At 56.6% G+C, this 24176-nt stretch carries 24 protein-coding genes; 15 read left to right on the top strand and 9 right to left on the bottom strand.

Translation table 11 applies throughout. The annotated features are described in order from the left end of the window. Positions 1-50: 50 nt before the first annotated feature. Positions 51-1103, top strand: a complete 1053-nt coding sequence (locus tag PUV47_RS05275; protein WP_274217465.1) for an aldo/keto reductase — start codon at positions 51-53, stop codon at positions 1101-1103. A gap of 199 nt (positions 1104-1302) precedes the next feature. Then, entirely contained in the window at positions 1303-1839 is a 537-nt protein-coding gene (gene thpR / locus PUV47_RS05270; RefSeq protein WP_274217464.1) for an RNA 2',3'-cyclic phosphodiesterase, read from the top strand. Between the two features lie 11 nt (positions 1840-1850). On the opposite strand, the gene PUV47_RS05265 is transcribed toward thpR, so the two are convergent. After that, positions 1851-2093 (bottom strand): hypothetical protein, encoded by a 243-nt coding sequence (locus PUV47_RS05265; RefSeq protein ID WP_274217463.1) that lies wholly within the window; start codon positions 2091-2093, stop codon positions 1851-1853. Positions 2094-2207: 114 nt separating this feature from the next. Beyond that, a complete protein-coding gene (locus PUV47_RS05260) occupies positions 2208-3875 on the bottom strand; it encodes an acyl-CoA dehydrogenase family protein (protein WP_425313745.1) in 1668 nt (555 codons plus the stop codon). Positions 3876-4031: 156 nt separating this feature from the next. Here PUV47_RS05260 and PUV47_RS05255 point away from each other — a divergent pair, with 156 nt between their 5' ends. The 3 genes from PUV47_RS05255 (at position 4032) to PUV47_RS05245 (ending at position 8653) form a co-directional block, all read left to right on the top strand. Then, positions 4032-4913, top strand: a complete 882-nt coding sequence (locus tag PUV47_RS05255; protein WP_319622797.1) for a YihY/virulence factor BrkB family protein — start codon at positions 4032-4034, stop codon at positions 4911-4913. Between the two features lie 356 nt (positions 4914-5269). Then, positions 5270-7315, top strand: coding sequence for a methyl-accepting chemotaxis protein (locus PUV47_RS05250; RefSeq protein WP_274217462.1), 2046 nt, complete (start codon positions 5270-5272; stop codon positions 7313-7315). Positions 7316-7468: 153 nt separating this feature from the next. Next, positions 7469-8653, top strand: coding sequence for an NAD(P)/FAD-dependent oxidoreductase (locus PUV47_RS05245; protein ID WP_274217461.1), 1185 nt, complete (start codon positions 7469-7471; stop codon positions 8651-8653). Between the two features lie 27 nt (positions 8654-8680). Here the strand turns inward: PUV47_RS05245 and PUV47_RS05240 are convergent, their stop codons facing one another. After that, complete coding sequence (locus PUV47_RS05240) at positions 8681-9463, bottom strand: alpha/beta fold hydrolase (protein WP_274217460.1); 783 nt, start codon at positions 9461-9463, stop codon at positions 8681-8683. 355 nt (positions 9464-9818) lie between these two features. Here PUV47_RS05240 and PUV47_RS05235 point away from each other — a divergent pair, with 355 nt between their 5' ends. Then, a complete protein-coding gene (locus tag PUV47_RS05235; protein WP_274217459.1) occupies positions 9819-10442 on the top strand; it encodes a L,D-transpeptidase in 624 nt (207 codons plus the stop codon). A gap of 60 nt (positions 10443-10502) precedes the next feature. On the opposite strand, the gene PUV47_RS05230 is transcribed toward PUV47_RS05235, so the two are convergent. Next, on the bottom strand, positions 10503-11132 hold the full coding sequence (locus PUV47_RS05230; protein ID WP_274217458.1) for a hypothetical protein: 630 nt from the start codon (positions 11130-11132) through the stop codon (positions 10503-10505). A gap of 122 nt (positions 11133-11254) precedes the next feature. Then, positions 11255-14056 (bottom strand): preprotein translocase subunit SecA, encoded by a 2802-nt coding sequence (secA, locus tag PUV47_RS05225; protein WP_274217457.1) that lies wholly within the window; start codon positions 14054-14056, stop codon positions 11255-11257. A 266-nt stretch (positions 14057-14322) separates the two neighbouring features. On the opposite strand from secA, the gene PUV47_RS05220 reads away from it, so the two are divergent. The 5 genes from PUV47_RS05220 to PUV47_RS05200 all read left to right on the top strand — a co-directional run bounded on the left by PUV47_RS05220 (position 14323) and on the right by PUV47_RS05200 (position 18070). Beyond that, the gene (locus PUV47_RS05220) at positions 14323-15192 is read left to right on the top strand and encodes a peptidylprolyl isomerase (protein ID WP_274217456.1); all 870 of its coding nucleotides are present in this window, start codon (positions 14323-14325) and stop codon (positions 15190-15192) included. Between the two features lie 120 nt (positions 15193-15312). Continuing rightward, on the top strand, positions 15313-16545 hold the full coding sequence (argJ, locus tag PUV47_RS05215; RefSeq protein ID WP_274217455.1) for a bifunctional glutamate N-acetyltransferase/amino-acid acetyltransferase ArgJ: 1233 nt from the start codon (positions 15313-15315) through the stop codon (positions 16543-16545). Further along, positions 16526-17335 carry a GNAT family N-acetyltransferase gene (locus tag PUV47_RS05210; RefSeq protein WP_274217454.1) on the top strand — a complete coding sequence of 270 codons (810 nt, stop codon included), beginning with the start codon at positions 16526-16528 and terminating at the stop codon, positions 17333-17335. The genes argJ and PUV47_RS05210 overlap by 20 nt, the downstream gene beginning before the upstream one ends. A gap of 81 nt (positions 17336-17416) precedes the next feature. Then, positions 17417-17821 carry an 8-oxo-dGTP diphosphatase MutT gene (gene mutT, locus PUV47_RS05205; protein ID WP_274217453.1) on the top strand — a complete coding sequence of 135 codons (405 nt, stop codon included), beginning with the start codon at positions 17417-17419 and terminating at the stop codon, positions 17819-17821. 36 nt (positions 17822-17857) lie between these two features. Then, positions 17858-18070 carry a Flp family type IVb pilin gene (locus tag PUV47_RS05200; protein ID WP_425313735.1) on the top strand — a complete coding sequence of 71 codons (213 nt, stop codon included), beginning with the start codon at positions 17858-17860 and terminating at the stop codon, positions 18068-18070. Between the two features lie 9 nt (positions 18071-18079). Here PUV47_RS05200 and PUV47_RS05195 read toward each other — a convergent pair whose 3' ends face one another. Continuing rightward, positions 18080-18964, bottom strand: coding sequence for a methyltransferase domain-containing protein (locus PUV47_RS05195; RefSeq protein WP_274217452.1), 885 nt, complete (start codon positions 18962-18964; stop codon positions 18080-18082). Between the two features lie 153 nt (positions 18965-19117). Between PUV47_RS05195 and PUV47_RS05190 the strand changes: the two genes are divergently transcribed. From PUV47_RS05190 to PUV47_RS05175, 4 genes are all read left to right on the top strand, one after another. After that, positions 19118-19894, top strand: a complete 777-nt coding sequence (locus tag PUV47_RS05190; protein WP_274217451.1) for a ComF family protein — start codon at positions 19118-19120, stop codon at positions 19892-19894. 159 nt (positions 19895-20053) lie between these two features. Continuing rightward, entirely contained in the window at positions 20054-20317 is a 264-nt protein-coding gene (gene grxC / locus PUV47_RS05185; protein WP_274217450.1) for a glutaredoxin 3, read from the top strand. 36 nt (positions 20318-20353) lie between these two features. Beyond that, complete coding sequence (locus PUV47_RS05180) at positions 20354-21190, top strand: carbon-nitrogen hydrolase family protein (protein WP_274217449.1); 837 nt, start codon at positions 20354-20356, stop codon at positions 21188-21190. A gap of 18 nt (positions 21191-21208) precedes the next feature. Continuing rightward, positions 21209-21784 carry a DUF1178 family protein gene (locus tag PUV47_RS05175; RefSeq protein ID WP_274217447.1) on the top strand — a complete coding sequence of 192 codons (576 nt, stop codon included), beginning with the start codon at positions 21209-21211 and terminating at the stop codon, positions 21782-21784. A 67-nt stretch (positions 21785-21851) separates the two neighbouring features. On the opposite strand, the gene PUV47_RS05170 is transcribed toward PUV47_RS05175, so the two are convergent. The 3 genes from PUV47_RS05170 to ubiG all read right to left on the bottom strand — a co-directional run bounded on the left by PUV47_RS05170 (position 21852) and on the right by ubiG (position 24040). After that, a complete protein-coding gene (locus PUV47_RS05170; RefSeq protein ID WP_274217446.1) occupies positions 21852-22370 on the bottom strand; it encodes a phasin family protein in 519 nt (172 codons plus the stop codon). A 158-nt stretch (positions 22371-22528) separates the two neighbouring features. Further along, positions 22529-23239 (bottom strand): alpha/beta fold hydrolase, encoded by a 711-nt coding sequence (locus tag PUV47_RS05165; protein ID WP_274217444.1) that lies wholly within the window; start codon positions 23237-23239, stop codon positions 22529-22531. 33 nt (positions 23240-23272) lie between these two features. Then, a complete protein-coding gene (gene ubiG, locus PUV47_RS05160; protein ID WP_274217443.1) occupies positions 23273-24040 on the bottom strand; it encodes a bifunctional 2-polyprenyl-6-hydroxyphenol methylase/3-demethylubiquinol 3-O-methyltransferase UbiG in 768 nt (255 codons plus the stop codon). Positions 24041-24176 lie beyond the last annotated feature (136 nt).

Below are 24176 nucleotides of genomic sequence, written 5' to 3'. Positions count from 1 at the left end.
CTCCAAGAGAAAACGACGTCGTTCTGATCTGCAGAACATGAGGGGATACTATGGACTTTCGAAAACTGGGTCGCACGGACCTGAATGTGAGCAGCCTGTGTTTGGGCACCATGACATTCGGCGAGCAAAACACAGAGGCGGAAGGCCATGCGCAAATGGACTACGCCCTCGATCACGAGATCAACTTCTTCGACACTGCCGAGCTCTATTCAATCCCGCCAAAGGCCGAAACCTGGGGCCGGACTGAAGAGATCATCGGCAGCTGGTTCAAGGCACGTGGCAACCGGGACAAAGTGGTCCTCGCCACCAAAGTGGTTGGCCGCTCCGGCATGCAATGGTTCCGCAAGGACGGCAGTGACACCCGTCTCAATCCGCAGCAAATGCGTGAGGCGCTTGAAGGCAGCTTGCGCCGCCTCGGCACAGACTATATCGACCTTTATCAGCTGCATTGGCCAGATCGTTCAGTTTCCCAGTTCGGTGCCAACCCGGCGATCTGGGGCAACCCGCAGCCGTCCGAGGACGAGACGCCGATCCATGAGATCCTTGAAGTGCTGGATGGCTTCGTCAAAGAGGGCAAAGTGCGCCATGTGGGCCTCTCCAATGAGAGCGCTTGGGGCACCATGAAGTTCGTTCATGAATCAGAAGCGCGTAATCTTCCTCGCGTTCAGTCCATCCAGAATGCATACTCGCTGATCAATCGTAAGTTTGAAGTGGGTCTGGCGGAAATTGCACAGCGCGAAAACGTCGGCCTCCTTGCTTACTCCGCTTTGGCCCAAGGCTACCTGACCGGCAAGTACAGAAATGGTGCGCTGCCTAAGGGATCTCGGAAGCAACTGTTTGAACGTATGGGGCGTTACGAAACCCCGGGTGCGGGAAAAGCGATCGAAGCGTATCTGTCGCTGGCCGATGAGCTGGGCATCGATCCATCGGTCATGGCACTGGCCTTTGCACACACGCGCCCGTTTGTGACTTCGGTCATTCTGGGAGCAACCACCATGGAGCAATTGCAGGTGGATGTGAGCGCTGCGCGCTTTGAGATTTCGGAGGAGCTGGAAGAACGGCTTAATAGCATTCATCTGGTGCACACCAATCCGTGCCCATGATTTGAACCAGTTAGTCAAATTAACGTGAGCGTTAGGGCCGGAACTGAAGAAGTTTCGGCTCTTTTTTGTGGGAAACCCGCCAAAGCTGGTTTTCTAAATGCTGTTTTGAATCGGAGTCGCGAGCCTGTGATTTTTCTCTTGTACAGCTGAATCGAACGTGCTCAAAATTTTGGTATCGGCGTTAGCGGAGGGTTTGACCATGCCCCGACTGTTCACCGGCCTTGAGATTCCATCTCAGACCAGGCTCATGCTAACAATGCTCCAGGGCGGGCTGAGAGGTGCTCGCTGGATAGACTCCGAGAACTATCACATCACGCTTCGGTATATTGGTGATATCGATGATCAGCTGGCCTATGAAGTGGCGGCGGAGCTGTCACGTGTCCGCCGCGATCCGGTGGAGATCCGGCTGACGGGGCTTGGATCCTTCGGGAATGGCAAGCCACACGCTGTCTGGGCCCGTGTGGAGCCATCGGCTGAACTTTACGAAATGCAGGCAGAGCAGGAACGTATTCTGCAGCGGCTGGGGTTGCCCGCAGAGCGCCGCAAGTACAAGCCGCATGTGACGCTGGCGCGCCTTCGAGGCACCAGCTCGGTAGATGTGGCCAACTGGCTCAGTCTGCGCGGGAACTTCCAGGCCCCCTCGTTTCAGGCCTCGCGGTTCGTACTGTTTTCGTCCAAGTCCAAGATTGGTGGCGGTCCGTACGTGGTTGAAGAGGCATACCCTTTGGCAGCCTGAAGCCGCTAGCCTCAGGTTTCAAACGGGATCAGGCCGCGCGCTTCCTTGAGGTGCGGCCATTCCTCAAGCTCGCAGCAGAGCTGGGGGATCTCCTTAAGCTCGGATGTGGCCGGGAGGGGTTCCAACACGGATGCGCGCGCGGGCGAAAACTCTTTAAGCGCGCTCTTAGGCTGTTCTAGCGGGGTTAAAGTGCCCGCTTGTGTGGCGGCGGCGAACAGCAATGTGGCAGCAGCACCCATCGCGTAGGCATACATGTGACCCCTCCCGTAAAAATTGATTAAAATTTTAAATAAAAATGTAAGGGTACACAAATGAATTTATTAAAACAGAGTTAACAACCTTGTGGGGAAATTCCGCTCGGGTAAGGGTCAGGCGAGGAAGCGGCGCGCAATGACGTGCGCCTGTATCTCTGCGGCACCTTCAAAGATGTTCAAGATGCGCGCGTCGCAAAGCAGCCGCGAGACCTCATACTCCAGCGCAAAACCGTTCCCACCGTGAACCTGAAGGGCATTGTCCGCTGCTGCCCAGGCGACGCGTGCGGCGAGCAACTTGGCCATGCCTGCTTCCAGATCGCAGCGGGCACCGCTGTCCTTCTGTTCTGCGGAATGGTAGGTAAGCTGGCGCGCAATCACGATTTCAACGGCCATCATGGCGAGTTTGTCTGCGATGCGCGGAAACGCGATGAGCGGCTTTCCGAACTGCATTCTTTCTTGGGCATAGCGTAGGCCGACCTCCAACGCGGCTTCGGCCACACCAACCGCACGGGCAGCGGTCTGAATGCGCGCGGCCTCGAAAGTTTGCATCAACTGCTTGAAGCCTTGGCCTTCTTCATTGCCAAGAAGATTGTCAGCGGAAACAGTAAAGCCATCGAAGGCGATTTCATATTCCTTCATCCCCCGATAGCCCAGCACCTCAATCTCACCGCCCGACATGCCTTGTGCAGGGAAAGGGTCTTCATCGGTCCCGCGGGGTTTTTCGGCGATAAACATGGAGAGGCCTTTGTATCCGCTCTCCTGCGGGTTGGTGCGGGCAAGCAGGGTCATGATATCGGCGCGCACCGGGTGGGTGATCCAGGTCTTGTTGCCGGATATGCGCCAGTTGCCGTCTTTTTTTACCGCTCGGGTTCTGAGAGAGGCGAGGTCGGAGCCGGTATTGGGTTCGGTGAAAACTGCGGTTGGCAGTATCTCGCCTGAAGCAATGCCGGGCAGCCATTTTCGCTTTTGCTCATGGGTGCCGGCACTTAGGATAAGCTCTGCGGCAATTTCTGATCTGGTGCCGAGGGAGCCGACGCCAATGTAGCCTTTGGAAAGCTCCTCAGACACTACGCACATGGCGATCTTGCCAAGGCCCAGTCCGCCATATTCTTCGGGAATGGTAAGCCCGAACACGCCGAGGTCCGCCATCTTTTCAAGCACGGAGAGGGGGATATAGGCATTCTCCAGATGCCAGGTGTGGGCGTGTGGGGTGACTTCAGCATCGCAGAAGCGGCGCATCTGCTCACGGATCTGCTCGTAAGTCTCATCAAGGCCGGAGGCACCAAGCATATGGGCGCTGCCGCGCTCTTGCATGAGAGCCACAAGGCGCGCGCGCAGTTCTGGCGTGCTGCCCTCCGCAATAAGCTCTTCCAGTGCCTCGGTCCTGTAGCCTTGAATGATTGGCGCAGTCAGCCCGAGGTCCAAAGGGCGAAGCATTTCACCCTGACTCATGGGAAGCCCGCCGAAAACCTGCGCGGTATATTCGCTAAACCCGATGGCGATGATGCTGTCTTCCAGCTCGGTCAATTGATCCGCGGCCGCAAGTTTCTCATGAAAAGCCAGCAGCTGGCGAAGCGCCTCAACATAGGTTCCGAGCCATGCAATGCCGTGGGCCGCGCGCTGGTGCTGTTCCAGCAAAAGGGAGTTGATCTTGCCGTCCTCTGTGACTTTTGCGCGAACGGCCTGCTTGGCGTCTTCAAAAAGAGCAGTTAGGCTTGCAACGGCAACCTGCCGACGCCAATGCGATGTGTTCTGCGGGTTTGCCAAGAGGTCTGCAAGTATCGCCAAGGGGATCTCCCGTGCCTGCTTGTTGTGGTGCGGTGCAACGGTACGCCTGTCAAACTCCTGTGCAATGCCCTAATAGTGGCATTCCAATTTCTTGCGGGCGGACCCTATTGGGCTTGGTGGTTATGGTGGAGCTGGTCGGAAAAGGCGCTGATGGAGATCATGGAACAACCGGGACTATTGCGACGGATCTATCGAGTGCTTGCAGATGCCATTGGTCATTTTGCCAATGACGACGGCTTTGCCGTGGCGAGCCATGTTGCGCTGTCCGGCTTGCTGGCGCTGTTTCCCTTTCTGATTTTTGTCGCAGCGCTCTCTGGTTTCTTGGGGCTTCAAGATGTGGCGCAGCAGGCTTCTGAGCTGATTTTCGATGCTTGGCCCAAAGAAGTCGCGGGGCCTGTTTCGGGAGAGATCCAAAGTGTGCTGACACAGCCGCGTGGAGACCTTCTGACGTTCGGTGTCATTGTCACGATCTGGTTTTCTTCCAATGGCGTGGAGGCGCTGCGTACCGCGCTGAACCGGGCCTACCGGGTCAAGGAGAGCCGCAACTGGTTCTACTGCCGCCTGCAATCCATCGTGGTTGTTCTGCTGGGCTCTTTGGTGCTGGTGGTGTTTACGGCGCTGATCATTCTTGGGCCGCTGATTTGGAACACTGTGGTGGACCACGTACCGGTGCTGCAGGAATTCGGCTATCACGCGAGCATCATTCGATACGGTGTGACCTCAATCCTCTTGGTGGTTGCCCTGTTTGGCGCGCATGTGGTGCTGCCCGCAGGGGAGCGAACGGTGACCGATGTTCTGCCCGGCGTTGTGATTACGCTGGTGCTTTGGATCGCCTCCGGCTCCGCCTTTGGTGCATATCTGGCGCGGTTCGCCAACTATGTGTCCACCTACGCGGGCTTGGCGGGCGTTATGACAGCATTGATCTTCCTTTATCTGACGGCGGCCATTTTCATTCTGGGTGGGGAATTTAATGCCGCGATCATGCGCCAGCGCAAAATCCGAAACTGGAAACAATCCGCCTTGGCGGAATAGGCTTGCCGGATCTGCCTTTACGAAAACGTTTGCGCAGTTTGAGCCGTGTCGCCATGTATTTCCTTCGAGGAGGAAAATTTTCAGAACCTTCTACCTCTAGGTAATGATTCTTCACGTGCTAACAGAAAAGTAAGCGCCTTGTTTAGTTTCGGTGAGGGTGCCGATTTTGACTTGATATTCAGGATTAAAATACCAAGGCGTTTTCATATTAACTGCGTAAAATATTAGAAATGTGCGTTCCAGGGGCTTTGGGCGCGCACTTTGTTTGGACTCTCTAAACCCTTTTGCTCTGTAATTTACCCCACAAAATTACGTATTCAAAAATACCGACTTCTTGTCGAGGGGACAGAGCTGCAATGGTCAACTTCAAGGGGATCTTCCGAAAGGGCGCAGGAGGGGAAGCCTCCGGTGTGACGAAGCCGGGGCTCGGCGCCAAGCTGAGCCTCAGGGTGCGCATTCTGGCGCTCTGCGGCATCATGGTGATTGGCTTCGGTGTCATTGGTGGCGTTTTCGTCTGGTCGCAATCTCAGTTGAATGCTGCTTTCGAGCGCGCAGGTGCGTACTCCGGTCTGTCGTCTGCTGTGCGGGATGTGGCGATCATTGCTGGCGCTCTTGAGGCCTTGCAAAAAGAATACGAGCTGCTGCCCGGCGAGGCGCAGAAGGAAAAATTTGATCAGCTCAGCGCCATTGCCAAAGAGCGACTGGAAGACATCCGCTCTTTGCCCGTTGCGTTGGATTACACCCTTGAGGTGAGCGATGCCCTAGACACCTTGGCGGGCATCAATGGTGCATTCGAGATGATGCATCAACACCAGATGATGCTGGGCTTTGATGGGGATACCGGCCTGCGCGGCAGCATGGCTGCCAGCCTCTCTGAAGCCACACGCGTGCTGAAATCTGCCACGCGGCGAACGAAAGATCCGCTGGCGCTGCGCCTGATTGGCTCTCTGGGGGACATCCAGAGCGCAGAGAGCGGCTTTATCTTGAATGAGGCCGACACCTATCTCGGTGATATGGAGCTGGCCTATTCGCGCTTTGACCGCACCTTGCCACGTGTGGAGTTGCCAGCCGACAAGGCGCAGGTGATTGAAGCGGGCGTTAAGGCCCACCGCGCAGACTTTGAGCAGTTGACGGAGCTGACCATCAAACGGCGTAGCAGCTCGGAGTTGCTTGCCAACCTGTTTGACCTCTTGCCGCCGCGACTGGACGCCTTGAAGGTGGCGGCAGAAGAGGGGGCGGCTGCGGCGGGAGCGCAGTTGGCCAAGACCACCCAGACCACGCAGCTTCTGGTAGGCTCAGCCATTGTGGCAACGGCCATTGCCGCGCTGCTCGCCGGGCTGGTGATTACCTCCAGCATCATGCGGCCTCTGCAGAGCCTGCGCATTGTGATGAGCAAGCTGGCCAAAGGAAACACGGAAACGGAGATTCCGCTTCATCAAGGCGGGCGCGAACTTGCCGCAATGGCAAACACGCTGCATGTGTTCCGCGATAGCCTGATTGAGCAACGAAAGCTTCAGGAAAAGCAGTCTCTTGAGAACCGAAGCCGGGAAGAGCGGTCGCAGCAGATCGACAGCTTCATTGCAGCCTTTGAGCAATCCGTTGCTGCCTCTTTGAGCAGCTTGCACACCGCCGCCGAAGGATTGGGGCAGGCCTCAACCGAAGTGGAAAGCGCAGCGGATAATGTGTTGCAGCAAGCTGACTCGGCTGGTCAGGCTGTGGGCAATGCGGCCCAGAACGTTTCAAGCGCATCAGCGGCGACCGAGCAACTTGCCATGTCGATCAATGAGATTGCCAAGCAAGCTGAAAGCTCAACCCGGGTTGCGGGGCGCGCCGTGCATGGTTCCAAAGCCACAGAAGAAACCATGACAATGCTGAGCGATGCAGCTCATCGCATTGGTGAGGCGGTAGGGCTCATTCGTGACATTGCCAGCCAAACGAACCTTCTTGCGCTGAACGCCACCATCGAGGCGGCGCGTGCCGGCGAACACGGCAAGGGCTTTGCCGTTGTGGCTTCGGAGGTGAAGAATCTCGCAAATCAAACCAGCCAGACAACGGAGGAAATTGCGGAGCAGGTGGAAGCCATCCAGCAGGCCTCTGGCAATGCGGTGACGGCGATACAGGAGGTGGGTGCGATCATTCAGGAGATGAATGAGATGACCGCCGCTGTTGCGGCCTCCGTTGAGCAGCAGAACGCGGCTGTCCAATCAATCTCCGAGAATGTGGCCAGCGCCACGCAAAGCTCCCATCTGGGTGCAGAAGCCATGCATACGGTCTCCGAGGCATCTGGTACGGCCCGTGCGACCGGTGGCAGTGTGTCCCAATATGCTGCCATGCTTTCCGAGCAGGCGGATAGTTTGCAACACGAAGTCAGTGCCTTTCTTGAGAAAGTGCGCGCCGCCTAGGATCAAGTCATCAACAACAGAGATGCTTGGGGCACCCCTTCGAAAGGAGGGGTGCCCTTTGTTTGCCACGATTGTCAAATCACCTTAAGACCAAGTTAGAGTAGTTTTTCGTGCTCGAACGGCAGAGCGCGGAGGACCGGCCAGGAGATCTATATGACTGAAAAGATTGTGGTAGTTGGAGCAGGGCAAGCGGGCAGTCAGGTTGTCCAGACGCTGCGCCAAAAAGGGTTCGAGGGAGACTTGGTCCTGATTGGCGATGAGCCTCATTTGCCGTATCAGCGCCCGCCGCTCTCGAAGAAGTTCCTGAAGGGTGACGTTGGTGAGGAGACTCTCTATCTGCGCCCCAAGGAGTTTTATGAGGTCAACAAAGTTGAGCTGATCTCGGGCGATCCGGTTGTTGCTGTTGATCGCCAAAAAAAGCTGCTGGAACTGAAAAGTGGCAGCTCTGTTTCCTATTCCAAGCTTGTCTTGACCACCGGAACCAAAGCGCGCGCACTCCCGATTGAAGGTGCGCAGCTCGATGGTGTCCTTTCTTTGCGCGGCATTGCTGATGTTGAGGCGCTACGGCCTTTGGTGGCACCGGGCAAAAAGGTCGTGATCATCGGCGGCGGGTACATCGGCCTTGAGGTGGGCGCAGTCGCCAAAGACCTGGGCCTTGATGTGCGCATCGTGGAGCTGCAAGAGCGGTTGCTGAAGCGCGTCGTTTCGGATGATGTTGCCCGCTTCTTTCATGAGTTGCACGAAGAGAAGGGCGTCGCGTTTCACTACGGTGTAGGTGTCGAGCGCATTGAAGGGGATGGCCGAGCAGAAGCCGTTGTGCTTTCTGATGGCACGCGCCTTGAATGCGACTTTGTGCTCTCAGCCGTTGGCGCAATGCCGAATGATGCGCTGGCCGAGGCTGCGGGCCTGGAGACGGATGATGGCATTATCGTGGATGGTCACGGGCAAAGCTCTGACGAAGACGTGTGGGCCTGCGGTGACTGTGTGCGGTTCTTCTCGCAGCGCTATGGGCGATCCATCCGGCTTGAGAGCGTTCAAAATGCCATTGATCAGGCCAAGACAGTTGCCGCCAGCCTGATGAATGAGGCACCGGACTATGACCCGCTGCCGTGGTTCTGGTCAGATCAGTACGACATCAAGTTGCAGATTGCAGGCCTGTCTCATGGCTATGAGGAGGCGATTACGGTTGGATCGCCAAAGACCGGCAGTTTTTATGTGGCCTATCTCAAGGACGGAAAGTTGGTGTGTGTGGACAGCATCAACCATCCGCGTTCCCACATGATGGCGCGTCGGGTCATGGGCCAGGACTGGCATGAGGATTTGCTGCCGCCAGCTTGAAGCTGGCGGCCCTGGCTTTGGCCTCGATCAGCGGACGGCTTCGCGGATGACGCGGAGCACTTGATCGGAAATTTCAAGATGAACCATGTGGCCGACACCTTCAAAGATGTGCTTCGCGATGGTGCCCGGCGCATTATCCGCATGGCTTGGCGGGAGAACCCGGTCTTGGGTGCCCCACACCAATGACATTGGCAGCGGCAACTCTCCAAGCTGATCCAGCGGAAGCACGCCCTGAGTCTCCCCATCAAGAAAGGCATCGCTGATGGTTTTGAGCACGTCCTGGGCCCCGGGCCGGGCGCGCTGCTCAGCCACATATTCCGGGAGTTTGCGCGGGAGCTTGTACTCATAGCCGTAGAACTGCTCCAGCAGAGGGGCTTGTTCTTCTGCGGTTTGGGCCGCCGCATAGCGGCGCAGCAGTTGGGCGTTGATTTCTGGCCCAAAACCGCCTGGCGCGAGCAATGTCAGGCTGGCCACTCGGTCTGTGGCGCGCAGCGCAATGAGCGAAGCGACAGCCCCACCCAATGAGTGCCCAACCAGGTGAAAGCGATCCAGCCCCAACGCATCCAGAGATTGATTCACTGCCTTGGCGGCGACGACCGCATTTCCGACCTTTGGCCAGTCGAGTGCTTTTCCATGGCCCGGTAGGTCGAAGGCTATGCTGCGATGTTTATTCTCAAGATTGAGTTGAATATTACTCCACGTGAGCGCGTCGCTGCCGAACCCATGCAACAGAACGACAGGGGCTTGATCTTTCGGACCTTTTTCAACATAGGGCAAACAGGTGGGCGCTTCGGCGTTAACCTCTGACAAGATTTTCTCCCAATATCTTAAGTAGTTCTGCCTGCAAGATACAGAAGCCACGCAAGATTGATAGGAGGAATTGGTCTAGGTCGAAGGGGGTGAGAAGGGGCTTACTCAACGTTCGAAATGCGCAATGCAGCTGGGTAATATTTTAGTAAATTACTAAGTTATTATCACCCGGTATTTCCGGCAGAATACGGTGTTTGGTATTGCGCTGTACATTAGTTTTAAACTAGTTTCCGTTAATCCTTCAAACGTTCGCGATAGAAGAAGTTCGGAAGCCGGTTGGCGAGAACTAACTCTGAGTTGAAACAGCGCCGCTCGGGCTGGCGCGTTTACGATCTATTTTGCCTCGGGGGGCATGATGAATTCCTACGTTAACACGTTGGTTAAGACCGCCGTTAAATTGATTGTCAGTGCTGGTATCGTTCTTGGCGTCAGCGGCACCGTTCAGGCCGCGCAGTATTGGAACGCGGAGCAGAAGCAGTGGGTGTCCTACACACCTTCTATCGAGAGTGCGAACCGTCTCGCGCGCAAGAAGTTCAAGCGCAAGGTGGTGTCTTACAGCACTGGCGAGAAGCCTGGCACCATTATTGTTGATACCGACAATCGCTACCTCTACCACGTTCTGGAAGATGGCAAGGCGATGCGCTACGGCATCGGTGTTGGTCGCGAGGGCTTTGAGTGGTCTGGTGCAGAGCGGATTACCCGCAAGGCGAAGTGGCCGGGCTGGACACCGCCACCAGAAATGGTTCGCCGCGAAGCGAAAAAAGGCCGCAAACTCCCAAGCTTCATGCCAGGCGGTCCTGAGAACCCAATGGGTGCGCGCGCGCTTTACTTGGGTAACACCATTTATCGTATCCATGGCACCAACGAAGACTGGAGCATCGGACATGCCGTTTCTTCCGGCTGCATCCGCATGTTCAACAGCGACGTTGAGCACCTTTACGACAACGTGAAGGTTGGCGCCAAGGTCGTTGTGCTTTAAGCGCTGCCATAGACCAATGGATTTGCAGAGAAGCCGGCTTCGCGCCGGCTTTTTTGTTGCCTACTTGAAGCCTTCCGGTAATGGACGACAACAGCCCAAAAAGACACGGTCTGGCTGACCCTCTTCACTCAGGACCAGATGGGCAATGCCCCATACGAAACTGTCGAGCGGGAGGAACGGGCAGGCCTCCTCTGCAACTGTCAGGACGGCCTTGGAGGTTGGGCCCTGTGCCTGAAGTACACCGTAGCGGAAGCCAGAAACCGTGCCTGCAGAAGAGATCGGCAGGGACAGATCCTCCCCATTGATGGATGTGAAGGTGGCTTCTTCCTCTGCCCATGACAGGTTCCATCCTGGTTCAAATCCACCGCACGACCCGGCTGCTGGCAAGGGCGAGTTCAAGAGTGGTATGGCTTCAGCCTTGCGAAGTTTGTTCTGCAGAACCCAGCCTGTTACCTCTCCCTGACTGACCTCTTGCCATGTTTGGTCAACGAACAGGCGCGTTGTGCCACTGGATGTGACCATTTCACCCTGTTGCAGCGTTATCTGCGGCTTCTCACGAGAGCCAGGGAAAGCGTAGACATCTTCTGGTTCAACTATCTTGTAGTAGCCCGGATCGGCAGCGAATGCGCTGCTCGAAAGAGTGAGTGCGATGGCGGACAGGCCAAAGGCAAGGCGGTGTGCCCACGTCATGATTGGCTCCTTGAAGGCGTTTCACCTTGAAGACGTAGCAACAGATTGGTGCATTGTTGTGATTGCACAAAAAAAGCCGGTGCGAAAACACCGGCTTTCCATAGGTTGATGTCTTTCAGGCCTTAGACCAAGGCACCGTGACAGTGCTTGAACTTCTTGCCGGAGCCGCATGGGCAGGGTTCGTTACGTCCAACCTTGCCCCAGGTTTCGGGGTTGGACGGGTCGCGATCCTGCGGTGCGCTTGCTGCGCGAGCCTGTGCCATCTGCTGATCGGCAAGAGACATTTCGTCTTCGCCGGTCTGCGGATTAATGTGGTGCGCATGCATTTCCGGGAGGTCCGCGTTGGTTGGCATCTGCGGTGCCTGTTGCTGGACCAGCTCCACGCGCAGCAGCTGCGACGTGGTCTGCTCACGCAAGTTGGCCAGCATGGCTTCGAAGAGTGTAAACGCCTCGGTCTTGTACTCCTGAAGCGGATCACGCTGACCATATCCACGCAGACCAACTACTGAGCGTAGCTGGTCAAGGTTCATCAGGTGCTCGCGCCACAAGGTGTCAAGGGTCTGAAGCAGTACAGCCTTTTCAACCTGACGCATGATATCTGCGCCGTAGTTGGCGGTCTTGGCTGCCATGGCTTCGGAAGCTTCCTTCTTCAGGCGGGCAATGACCTCTTCGTCGGCAATGCCTTCTTCGGCGGCCCAGTCCTTGATCGGCAGATCCATGCCGAGCTTGGTCTTGACCTCTTCTTCAAGGCCTTCCGTGTCCCACTGTTCCGGGTAGGCGCGTTCTGGAATGTGTGCCGCAACCAGATCTTCAATGACCTCGTCGCGCATTTCTTCAACGGCTTCATGGATGACATCGCCATCCATCATTTCCAGACGCTGTTCAAAGACGACCTTACGCTGGTCGTTCATCACGTCGTCGAACTTCAGCAGGTTCTTACGAATGTCGAAGTTGCGCGCCTCAACCTTCTGCTGAGCCTTTTCCAGCGCCTTGTTGATCCAAGGGTGGACGATGGCTTCGCCTTCCTTCAGGCCCAGCTTCTTGAGCATGGAGTCCATCCGGTCGGAGCCGAAGATGCGCATGAGATCGTCCTGAAGAGACAGGAAGAACTTCGAGTGACCAGGGTCACCCTGACGACCGGAACGACCGCGCAGCTGATTGTCGATGCGGCGGCTCTCATGGCGTTCGGTAGCGACAACATAGAGGCCGCCAGCCGCCAGTGCGCGCTGCTTGAGAGCATCGATCTCTGATTTGATCTCTGCTGCCTTGGCATTGCGCTCAGCGCCTTCCGGCATGTCGCCCAGTTCGGCTGCGATGCGCATCTCTGCGTTGCCGCCGAGCTGAATGTCGGTACCGCGACCAGCCATGTTGGTGGCGATGGTGATCGCCCCTGGCACACCGGCCTGTGCGATGATCTGCGCTTCCTGTTCGTGGTAGCGCGCGTTCAGAACGGCGAAGATCTTGGCCTTCTGCGCTTCTTCTGTGCTGGCGTAGAGCGGCTTGAACGCGTTTGGATCGGAAAGGTCAGCCTGCTTGTAGCCATGCTTCTTGAGAAGCTCAGCCAGAATCTCGGACTTTTCAATAGACGTGGTGCCCACAAGAACCGGCTGTTCGCGCTTCTTGCAGTCGTCGATCAACTCAATGATTGCGTTGAACTTTTCTTCGACCGTACGGTAGACCTCATCGTCATCATCAACGCGCTGAACAGGCACGTTGGTTGGAATGTCGATGACTTCCAGATTGTAGATGTCCATGAACTCTTCCGCTTCGGTCATGGCTGTACCGGTCATGCCGGCCAGCTTGTCGTACATACGGAAGTAGTTCTGGAAGGTAACCGACGCGAGGGTCTGGTTCTCAGGCTGGATAGCGACCTTCTCTTTCGCTTCCAGTGCCTGGTGAAGGCCCTCAGAGAAGCGGCGGCCCGGCATCATGCGGCCAGTGAACTCATCGATGATCACAACTTCGTTGTTGCGAACGATATAATCCTTGTCGCGCTGAAACAGCTTGTGCGCCTTTAGGCCTTGCTGAAGGTGGTGAACCGCAGAAACGTTCTCCACATCGTAAAGCGAGGGGCCCTTGAGCAGACCCGCTTCGGACAGGAGCGTTTCCAGCTTTTCGTTGCCCACTTCCGTGAAGGTTGCGGTGCGCTGCTTTTCATCGATCTCGTAGTCTTCTTCCGTCAGATGCGGAATGAAGGTGTCAATGGTGTTGTAGAACTCGGTCCGGTCTTCGAGCGGGCCGGAGATGATGAGTGGTGTACGGGCTTCATCCACAAGAATGGAATCCACTTCGTCGACGATGGCGAAGTGGTGAGAGCGCTGCACCATGGACTCACGATCGTACTTCATGTTGTCACGAAGGTAATCGAAGCCGAACTCGTTGTTGGTGCCGTAGGTCACGTCGGCCTTGTAGGCCGCTGCACGGTCCTGATCGCTAATGCCGTGGACAATCAGGCCGGTGGTCAGGCCGAGGAAGCGGTAGACCTGCCCCATCCATTCCACGTCACGAGAGGCCAGATAGTCGTTCACCGTGACCACGTGAACACCTTTGCCGGTGAGTGCGTTCAGATACACCGGCGCGGTCGCCACGAGGGTCTTACCTTCACCGGTACGCATTTCGGTGATTTGACCGTTGTGGAGAACCATGCCGCCGATCAGCTGCACGTCATAGTGACGAAGGCCGAGCACGCGCCGGGATGCTTCACGGACCGTCGCAAACGCTGGTACGAGTACGTCGTCCAGGCTTGCGCCGTTGGCCAGTTGCGCACGGAATTCGTCGGTTTTTGCCTTGAGCTGCTCATCGGAGAGCGCCTGCATTTCAGGCTCAAGGGCATTGATCGCGTCAACCTTCGGCCGGAGTGCCTTGATCTTGCGATCGTTCTCTGATCCAAAAATCATTCGGGCGAGTGCGCCGAGCCCCACCATGTGGCGGTCCTTCCTTTTTCGGGCGCCGGTAACCACGTTCGTGGAGGGCCCTAGAAATCGTCAAAATTCTGATCTATGCAACCCGCGACTACAGCGAGTCAGCGTACCGGTCACACTATCTCGAAAGCCCTTGGGAAAATAAATCGGGCGAAGTGAGAGATAAGAGGGGGCTAGATACTTGTCAACGCTCTCTGCAGTCGCAATTCTGCGCATTGTCATTGTTGCTCCCCGTTCGGGACTATAAGCAACCTAAAGAAAGAGTAATCATGCTTCCAAAGTTTTCGTCAGTACTCAAGAGCTCGGCAGCTGTTGTTGCGCTTGTCATCGGTCTTGGCTCGGTTAGTGCTTTTGCGCAGGATGTCGACAATGTTGTTGCTACGGTGGACAAGGCTGAGATCACAGAGGGTGATCTGGCATACGCCGCGCAGGATTACGCTTCTCAGTTGCAGCGCGTTCCTCCGACCGAGTGGCGCGGTGTTCTGACTGATGTGCTTGTGGAAATGAATCTGTTGGCCAATGCGGCAGAGGCTGAAAGCCTTCAGGACGATCCTGATTTCAAGCGCCTGATGGAATTTGAACGCACGCGTGCCTTGCGCAATGCCTATTTCCAGAAGTTCATTCAGAACTCAGTGACCGAAGACGACATCAAGGCGGCCTACGACGAGCAGTATGCTGATTATAAAGGCGACACCGAGGTCTCGGCCCGTCATATCCTTCTGGAAACTGAAGAGGACGCCAAGGCCGTGATTGCGGAACTGGATGGCGGCGCGGACTTTGCAGAGTTGGCCAAAGAGAAATCCACAGGCCCAAGCGGGCAGAACGGTGGCCAGCTTGGCTTCTTCGGCAAGGGCCAGATGGTTCCTGAATTTGAAGAAGCGGCGTTTGCACAGGAGCCCGGCAGCTACTCCAAGGAGCCGGTGAAGAGCCAGTTCGGCTTCCACGTTATCCTTGTTGAAGAAGCGCGCGAGCGTCCGGCACCAGAACTGGCACAGGTTTCTGACCAGATCCGCCAGAACCTCATTCTTGATAAGTTCCGCGCGACCGTGGAAGAGCTGCGGGAGAAGGCAGAGGTCAACATCGTTGAGCCGGAAGCTGCGGCTGACGAAGCGGACCAGGCGGAAGAAACCGCAAACTGAAGCAATAATTGCGGCGACTGCAATACAGTTTGTCGCGGCTAGAGCTTGTCATTCAGGCTCCGTTTGGCTACCTCCAAACGGAGCCTTTTTATTTGGGCCGATTTTCTTCTGGAGTTTCTCATGTCCGACCAAATTTCTCCTCTTGCGCCTAAAGTTTTTCCGGAAATGCCTGAAGTCTCAGGTGTGCGACTGGCGACGGCAGCAGCTGGGTTGAAATACAAAGGCCGAACGGACGTGCTGCTTGCGCTCTTGAGCGAGGGCAGTCAGGTCGCGGGCGTGTTTACTAAATCAAAGTGCACTTCTGCTCCGGTTGATTGGTGCAAGGCCCTGCTGCCAAACGGGCGGATCAAGGCGCTGCTCATCAACTCCGGCAACGCCAACGCGTTTACGGGCAAAAAGGGCAAGGCGGCGGTTGAGCTGTCGGCCAAGATCATTGCAGAAGCAGTGGGCTGCCCTGAGAACGAGGTGTACCTCGCGTCCACCGGCGTGATTGGTGAGCCGCTCCCTGCAGAAAAGTTTGCGGATGTGGCGCAAGAGCTGGTGGCATCAGCCCAGCCGCAGGGTTGGAAGCAAGCTGCATCGGCCATCATGACAACAGACACCTACCCCAAATACCTGACGAGAACGGTTCGCGTGGGGGCTGTAAACGTGGTGCTGAATGGCATCGCGAAGGGCGCAGGAATGATTGCGCCTGACATGGCAACCATGCTCGGGTTTCTTTTTACCGATGCGCCAATTGCAGCGCCAGCGCTTCAGGGCATGCTGAGTGATACGGTGGGTGGCAGCTTTAATGCGATCACTGTGGACAGCGACACGTCCACCTCTGATACGGTGCTGCTAGCGGCAACCGGTGAGGCTGGCGGAGAGTGGATTGAAGACCCGCAAGATCCGCGTCTTGCCGAATTCCGCGTTGCGCTTTCAGAAATGATGGTGGAGCTGGCGCACCAGATCGTGCGCGACGGCGAGGGCGCGACTAAGTTTGTGGAAGTGCGCATTGAGGGCGCTGAAAGTGATTCATCAGCGCATAAGGTGGCCCTTGCTGTGGCAAATTCGCCGCTCGTGAAAACCGCTGTTGCCGGTGAAGATGCCAACTGGGGCCGGGTTGTGATGGCTGTTGGAAAAGCCGGAGAACCCGCAGACCGGGATCGCCTTGCCATATGGTTTGGTGATGTGCGTGTTGCCGTGGAAGGTGAACGCGATGCCGGTTACAGCGAAGAGGCCGCCTCTGCCGTGATGAAAGAGGATGAAATCCTGATCAAGGTGGACCTTGGACTCGGCAGCGGCTCTGCGCGGGTTTGGACGTGTGATCTGACAAAGGAATATGTGGCAATCAATGGCGACTACAGAAGCTGACCCGCTTAAGGGCTTTAAGGATGTGGACCTTGCTCAGGTGTTTCGGCTGGAACAGTCCAACCTGAATTGTTACCCGAGCTTGATGACCCACTATGACAGGCAATGGATGATGCGGTTTGCGCCCGGCAATCCGGCGCGGCGTGTGAATTCGCTGAATTTCTTTGACAAGAGCGATGACGATCTGGTGGCGGAGCGTCTGGTTGCTGCCCGCTCACTGAGCGGCCAGGTTGGGGTTCCGTTCGTTGTGCGCTGGACACCTTTGATGCCCGAGGCGCTGGACCGGCACCTGGAGGAGGAGCAGTGGACACGCTACGACCCGACCTTGGTGCTGGAGCGCGGCATCTGGGCGGCAAGCGATCCCGAGTTGCCGAGGGACTACTCAATCGAGCGGTTCAGTCAGGAAGCATGGACCAGCCACTACATCAGTGTGGGCGGGACTGATCCAAGCAAGATCACCGCGCCTGCGGTGAAGGCCATGTCCGAAACCTTGGCACGCATCACTTCCGAGAAGCTGTGTCTGACAGTGTTGGACCCAGCAGGGGAAGCCTGTGCAGTGCTGCTTGCGGTGTTGGACCGGGATTGCATGGGCTTGTTTGCCGTTGCTACGCACCCCGAGCAGCGCCGCAAGGGGTTTGCGCGTGCGCTGCTTGTGGAGGCACAGCGCATTGGCGCGCTGAGCGGCTGTCACAGGGCCTGGTTGCAGGTCGTGGCGGAGAACACAGCAGCGGTTGGCCTATATGAGTCGATTGGCTATCGCGAAGCTTATCGCTATCACTATTGCAAACAATAGCTTACCGCGGAGCCAAAAGCTTATTCAGCTATGGTTTCTCACTGGTAATTGCTGTGTTTCAAATCAGGACAGGCATTTCTTATGAAAATGGTAATGGTTACAGCCTGTGCGCTGTTTGACGCGGACGGAAGGGTTTTGCTGGCGCAGCGGCCCGAAGGAAAGGCTCTGGCGGGATTCTGGGAATTTCCCGGTGGAAAGCTCGAGCAAGGCGAAACACCGGAGGACGGCCTCATTCGCGAATTGCGCGAAGAGCTGGGAATTACGGTTAAGAAAGAGTGCCTCGCTCCGCTGACTTTCGCCAGCCACACTTACGAGGATTTTCACCTGCTGATGCCACTTTATGTGTGCAGACGCTGGGAAGGTACACCTGTTGGTGCAGAGGGACAGGCACTGACTTGGGCCCGCCCGGTACGGCTGCGAGACTATAAAATGCCACCGGCAGATGAGCCACTTATTCCGCACCTGATTGATCTGGTGTCCGGATAGTAAAGAGTAGCGGCCCTGCCTGAAAACGAGGCGGATATGGTGTTTAAACGGCAGGGCACGGACATTTCAAAGGCTGGCTTCACAATCGCTCACATGTCCAAAGATGAGCGTGGGGCGACCGCTGTTGAATATGGCCTTATTGCAGCTCTGATTGCTCTAGCCATATTCGGCAGCCTTGCAGCAATCAGCTCCAGCCTAAACTCGACCTACAAGACTGTGGGTGTGGAGCTTCAGAAGATTGGCGACTAAGCTATTCGCTCAGACTTTCTTCTCTACCGTTCCCAATGCTGCAGCAAGACTCTGCTTTGCGCTTCCCGGGCGCAGGGGTTTTTGCTGGCTCTCGTGAGGCGCCCAGCCCGAGAGTGAGGCGAAGGTGAACGTTGCGCGGATGCGCCCATCTTCATCCTGATAATTTTGCGCATAGTGTTCTGCGGCCTTCATGAAAACGGCGCGCGGTGTGAAGCGCTTGCTGCGTTCTGCCAAGGGGTTGGTCGCGCCCATGGCCCTCAGGTCTTTGATGAGGTCAAACAGCGTATCGTAGCGTACGGTCAGCTTGTCCAGATCTGCGACGGGAAGCGCGAACCCTGCGCGTTGCAGCAGACCGCCAAGGTCTCTGGTATCCGCAAACGGGATTACGCGCGGAGAAACGCCGCCGGTTACCTCCATCTCAGCACGCATGAAGCTGTCTCGCAGCTCAATCAGGCTGTCGGTGCCAAGAAGCAGCCCCAGAAACAGCCCATCCGGCTTCAGCGCTCGCCGGATTTGAACCAGAGTTCCCGGCAGATCGTCAAGGAGCTGAAGGTTCAAGGAGGAGACAATCAGGTCAACGCTTTGCTCTGCAAAGGGCAGGACAGCGTCATCAATCACCAGATCCGGGGTGCCACTGTTCTGATCAGGCGTGAATAGATCAGCCCGAATGACCCGCTGCACCTTGCCAGAGTTTCGCAGCGCTTCGGTGATGTAGTTGCCATGCCCTCCGAGGTCGACAGCGCTTTCAAAGCTACGGCTCAACATCATGAGGCGGTCTTCAAGATCCTGAGCGGCTGCCTTGAGCAAAAAGTCTGCCCCTGCCACCGGCTTGGCAAGGGCCTTCTTGCGGCGTTGCATGATCAGGGAGCGGTCAAATAGAGAGGGATGGCTCATCTTTTTTGCGAGACTTCCAGTGTGCTGAACCTGCCCGAAAGGGAGAGAGGCGGTGCCACCATGCCGCTGAATCTCGTGGCACGTGGATCCGGGGAGCCCCACCCAGCGGGTGCTGTGATACGGTAACTTGTTGCCTTAAATAGGGTAAATTCCGTGCAGGGTCTACGCTTTTCCCCTCAGCTGGCCTCTGCCCTGCGCACCAGTGTGCGGATTGGGCAGCAACTGGTTGACTTCGTTGTACCGCCAACCTGTCCGTCCTGCGGGATCTGCCTGCAGGAACGTGCAGGCCTGTGTGCTGCGTGCTGGGGATTGGTGCAGTTTCTGTCGCCTCCGTGGTGTGATCGGCTTGGGACCCCCATGCCTTATGACTGCGGTCCTGGCGCTGTGAGCCCTGCGGCCATTGCGGAACCGCCCGACTATGATCGGGCACGCGCTGCTGCAAGCTACACAGGGCCAGCGCGAGACATTGTGCATCAGTTCAAGTTTTCCAATCGGCCTGCGTTGAGCAAGGTTCTCGCGCCCATGATGGTACGAGGCGGCGCGGAGCTGTTTGAGAGCGACCCGTTACTGGTGCCGGTACCATTGCACAGGTGGCGGCTCTTGAAGAGAGGCTACAATCAGTCAGCCTTGCTGGCACATGCCATCTCCGAGTTGACCGGCCTGCAGCACGATGTCTTTGCGCTTCAGCGCATTCGTCATACATCCGGGCAGGTGGGGCTCAAGCGTGCCGAGCGGCGCAAGAATGTTCGCAAAGCCTTTGAAGTGCCGGAAGAAAAGCGATTTGTTGTCACGGGGCGACATGTGGTGCTTGTCGATGATGTGCTGACCACTGGGGCGACAGCGGAGTCTTGTGCGCGGGCCTTGAAGCGGGCAGGCGCTTCCGCCGTTGATGTTCTGGTGTTTGCGCGGGTGAATCCCGAACACGAATAAGTGAGCCCGTTGCGAGTGGCGGGCTTTTCCTCTTCGACTTACATCCCAGGCTGGCAACTCTTGCGAATGCGGCCTCTCCCGCCATATAAACAGCGTTCGTTGCTTGCCAACCGTTAAATTGATGTGCCTGACCAGACGCAGGTGAAGAGGAAAAGAACAATGACTGAAGTCGTGCTTTACACACGCGACATGTGTGGTTTTTGCGCACGTGCCAAACGCCTGCTTGAAGAAAAGGGCGTAGAGTACACCGAGTACAACGCCTCTGACGACCCGACCTACAAGACAGAAATGATTAAGAAGGCAAACGGTGGTCGCACCTTCCCGCAGATCTTTATCGGATCGGAACATGTCGGTGGCTGCGATGACCTTTACGCACTTGAGCGTCGCGGACAGCTTGACGCCCTTCTGGCAGCGGGTGTCTAATCACCGCAGTCAGTTTTGAAAGGGGGGATGGGATCCATGCAGGAGTTTGTTGCAGCTTGCGTGCAGATGCGCTCCGGACGCGATGTACGAGCGAATCTGGATGCTTGCGAAGTCTTGGTGCGTGAAGCCGCCAAGGACGGCGCCATCTATATCCAGACGCCTGAGATGACCAACGTTCTTGAGCGCAGCCGTGAAGCGCAAATGGCAGCGGTCAGTTCTGAGGTGGAGGATCCCTTTCTTGCCCGGATGACAAAGGTTGCAGCCGATCTGCAGATCTGGCTACACCTTGGTTCTTTGGCAATTCGGCGTGATGATGGCAAACTCGCCAATCGGGCTTTCCTTCTGGCACCGGATGGATCCGTGGCTGCGCGGTATGACAAGATCCACATGTTCGATGTGGACTTGCCAGATGGTGAAAGCTGGCGGGAATCCAAGACCTATGAGCCGGGAACAACCAGCCCGGTGGTGGCGCTGCCATTTACCAAGATTGGTCTAGCCATCTGCTATGATGTGCGGCAGCCCGCGCTCTTTCGCGAGCAGGCAAAGCATGGCGCTCAGGTGTTGACCGCTCCAGCCGCCTTTACGCGCCAGACCGGGCGTGCTCATTGGCATGTGCTCCAGCGCTCCCGTGCCATTGAAAACGGTGCATTCGTTGTTTCAGCCGCGCAAGGCGGTGTGCATGAAGATGGGCGCGAGACCTATGGACATAGCCTTATTGTCGATCCGTGGGGACGCGTTATAGGTGAGCTGGACCATGATGAGCCCGGCGTGTTGCTGGCTGAGGTTCGATTAAAACTATCGGAAGACGCACGTGCCCGCGTGCCAGCCATTGCGAACGCACGAGGGTTTTCGATAGAGGACGTTGCGCTTTAGTGCGCCGGAGAAACGCAAGTGATCAATTACGCGCTACTTTGTGACAAGGGACATAGCTTTGATGCGTGGTTCAGAAACTCCACGGATTTTGATGCACAGGCTGAGCGCGGCCTGATCTCCTGTCCCGTGTGCGAGTCAACATCCATAACCAAAGGGCTTATGTCGCCAAACGTGGCAACGGCGCGGGGCAAGGCGAAGGCTCGAGAGGACTTGCAGCGTCAGGCTGCGGCACAAAAGCAAGCAACCCAGGCCGCGCCAGCTCCCGCCGCTCAACCGACGCCCGAGGCAAGCACACCCGTGCCTGCGAATGTCGGGGCAGGTGCCTCTCCGCCTGAAACCGAGGGAACAACGCTTTCTTTGAACACTGAGCGCATGAGGGAACTGTCGGAAGCGATCCGCCAGTTTCGAAAACATGTAACGGAAAGCGCCGAAAACGTTGGCGACAAGTTCGTGGAAGAAGCGCGCAAGATGCACTACGGCGAAACCGAGGAGCGCGGCATATACGGTCAGGCTTCCCTCGATGAAACGCGAGAGCTGCTTGATGAAGGCATTGACGTGTTGCCGCTGCCCGCGTTGCCGGAAGATCGCAACTGAGCTAGCTCATGACAAAGCGCGGGGTGAGATTCAACCCGCGCTCTCTACTTGTTCCCTCAAAACAGGTTCATCCTTCGCTTGAAGACGTGGCCTTGGCTGTGGCTCTTGCCTTTGGGCGTGCTGGCGCACGTTTGGCCGCCGGTGTCGGCTTGGCTGGTGTAAGCGCTTCTTCCGCTGCCTTCAGGCCTGACAAGGACTCGGTCAGCGCATCAGACGCCTGCGCACTGTTTTCGCTCATGGTCTTTGTCAGGATATGAAGCTGCTCAGCGTTATGGTCGCGGTAGTCTTCAAAAGCAGACTGCCAGAACTCCGTGCTGATGTGCGCGACTTCTGCACCGTTGGGGCATGAACAAAGTTCGCGCATATAAGCAAAGCGCTCGTCCATGCGATGCCGTATGAAGTCCATTTCCTTGTCTGCGAGCTGCTGACTGGCCTTCATCATGGAGCTCTGGGCTTTCATGACGGATTCCAGTGGCCCTACAGTGGACTTTTCAAGGCCTTCTGCCCACACGCGCCACGGTGTGCCGCCCATTGAGCTGTTCCACATTTCCATGGCTTCTTTAAATTGATCATCGAAGTTGAACATATGACCCCCCGGAAGGTTGGTAAGAGTTCGTGGCGACCGTTCGGCCGCTTTTCGTGGGGGACGGGAAAACAAAGGGAGCCGTCCCTAAAGAAAGCTGAGAACCAGCTTCCGCTAGGTTAGCTTAGAAATGGTGCGGCGCACACTCCCTAAAAGTAGGACTATGCCCTTACCAGCCACTCTTGAAGTGCTTTGGTGGTAATGGAGGGTTGCTCGAGTGTTGAAAGATGTCCGCATTCCGGTACCATGACGAGCGCGCTGGAAGTAATTGCTGCATGCATTTCCTCGGCGCGGTCGAGAGGCATTACTTGATCGTCAGTCCCAACGAGAACCAAAGTGGGGCAGGTGATGGCCTTGAGATTTTCGCGCTGGTCAATGCGGCTCATCACGGCTTTTTGCTGCCGGACAAAAGCCTCCGGCCCCACGTCCTGCGCCATCTCGATCACGGTTTCCTTCAGCTCGTAATCTTCATGCCGACTTGGATGAACCCAAGCAGGATAAAGACTTGGAGCAACCTTGTCGTAACCGCCCTCTGCGGCAATGCGGATCTGCTTGGAGCGGATTTCCGCTTGTTCCGGTGTGTCGGCTCTGGCATTCGTGCTCAAGAGCGCAAGACGTGTCACGCGGTCTGGTGCTTGCCGCATAACCTCTAGGGCGATGTACCCGCCCATGGAAAGCCCGATGAGAGCAAACCGTTCTGGTGCTTCGTGCAAAAGCTGCTCTGCGATTTCTGCTATGCTCTCTTTTTCACAGGTATTTGCCACCATGATTGGCTGGTCGGCAAAAGCAACAATCTGCGGTGCAAACAGCGCGGCGGTGCAGGCAAGGCCTGGGACAAAAACCAATGGCTCATTGGTGACGACCTTTCTCATGCCGGGTTCCTTCTGTTGCTCAGCCTTGTTGCATCAATTTTCAGGTTTGCTTGCAATCACCATATAGTTCACGTCCAGGTCGCGGGAACGGGACCAGCTGTCAAAAAGTGGATTGTAGCTCACCCCACAGCGCTCAAAGATATGCATGCCGCCCGCACTGATGGGGGCCTCCAGCTCTCCAGGCGTGACGAGTTTTTCGTAGTGGTGAGTTCCTTTTGGTAGCCAGCGAAGCACATATTCGGCACCGACAATGGCAAGCGCGTAGGCCTTCATCGTGCGATTGATGGTGGCAACAAACATGAGGCCGCCCGGCTTCACGAGCTTGGTACATGTTTCCATAAACAGCGGCACATCCGCAACGTGCTCAACTACTTCCATGTTCAGGACGACATCAAATTGCTCACCGGCGGCTTCCAGCGCTTCGGCGGTCTGGGCGCGGTAGTCGATGTCAAGGCCCGATTGTTCGGCGTGGAGTTTGGCAACTGCGATGTTCTTCTCGGCTGCGTCTGCACCTGTAACCGCTGCGCCCATACGTGCCATGGGTTCGCTGAGCAAGCCGCCGCCACAGCCAATGTCCAAAAGGCGGAGGCCTTCCAGAGCGGTTGGCGACTTCTCATCGCGGCCGAAATGAGCGGCGATGTATTCCTTGATGAACGCGATGCGCACCGGGTTGAATTTATGTAGCGGGCGAAATTTTCCGGTCGGGTCCCACCACTCGGCTGCGATCGAGGAGAAGTGGTCGATCTCTGCCGTGTCAACGGTCCCAGTGTGTTCAGGAGTGGTGGGCTTTGAGGCGGTCATTTGTCAGAACTCCAACTTATTCAGGTCACTGGTGGTTCGCCGGCGCGTTTTTGTCAAGCCACTGGTTGCGATAAGAGGACTGTAGCTGTATGCATGAGCGCCAACTGTGGCAGTAAGTTCTGTGCTTCAAGGCCCT

This window comes from Pseudovibrio exalbescens (assembly GCF_028737195.1).
Classification (GTDB): Bacteria; Pseudomonadota; Alphaproteobacteria; order Rhizobiales; family Stappiaceae; genus Pseudovibrio; species Pseudovibrio zosterae.
The sequence above is the reverse complement of the archived record's forward strand: the minus strand, read 5'-3'. Positions and strand labels throughout refer to the sequence as shown.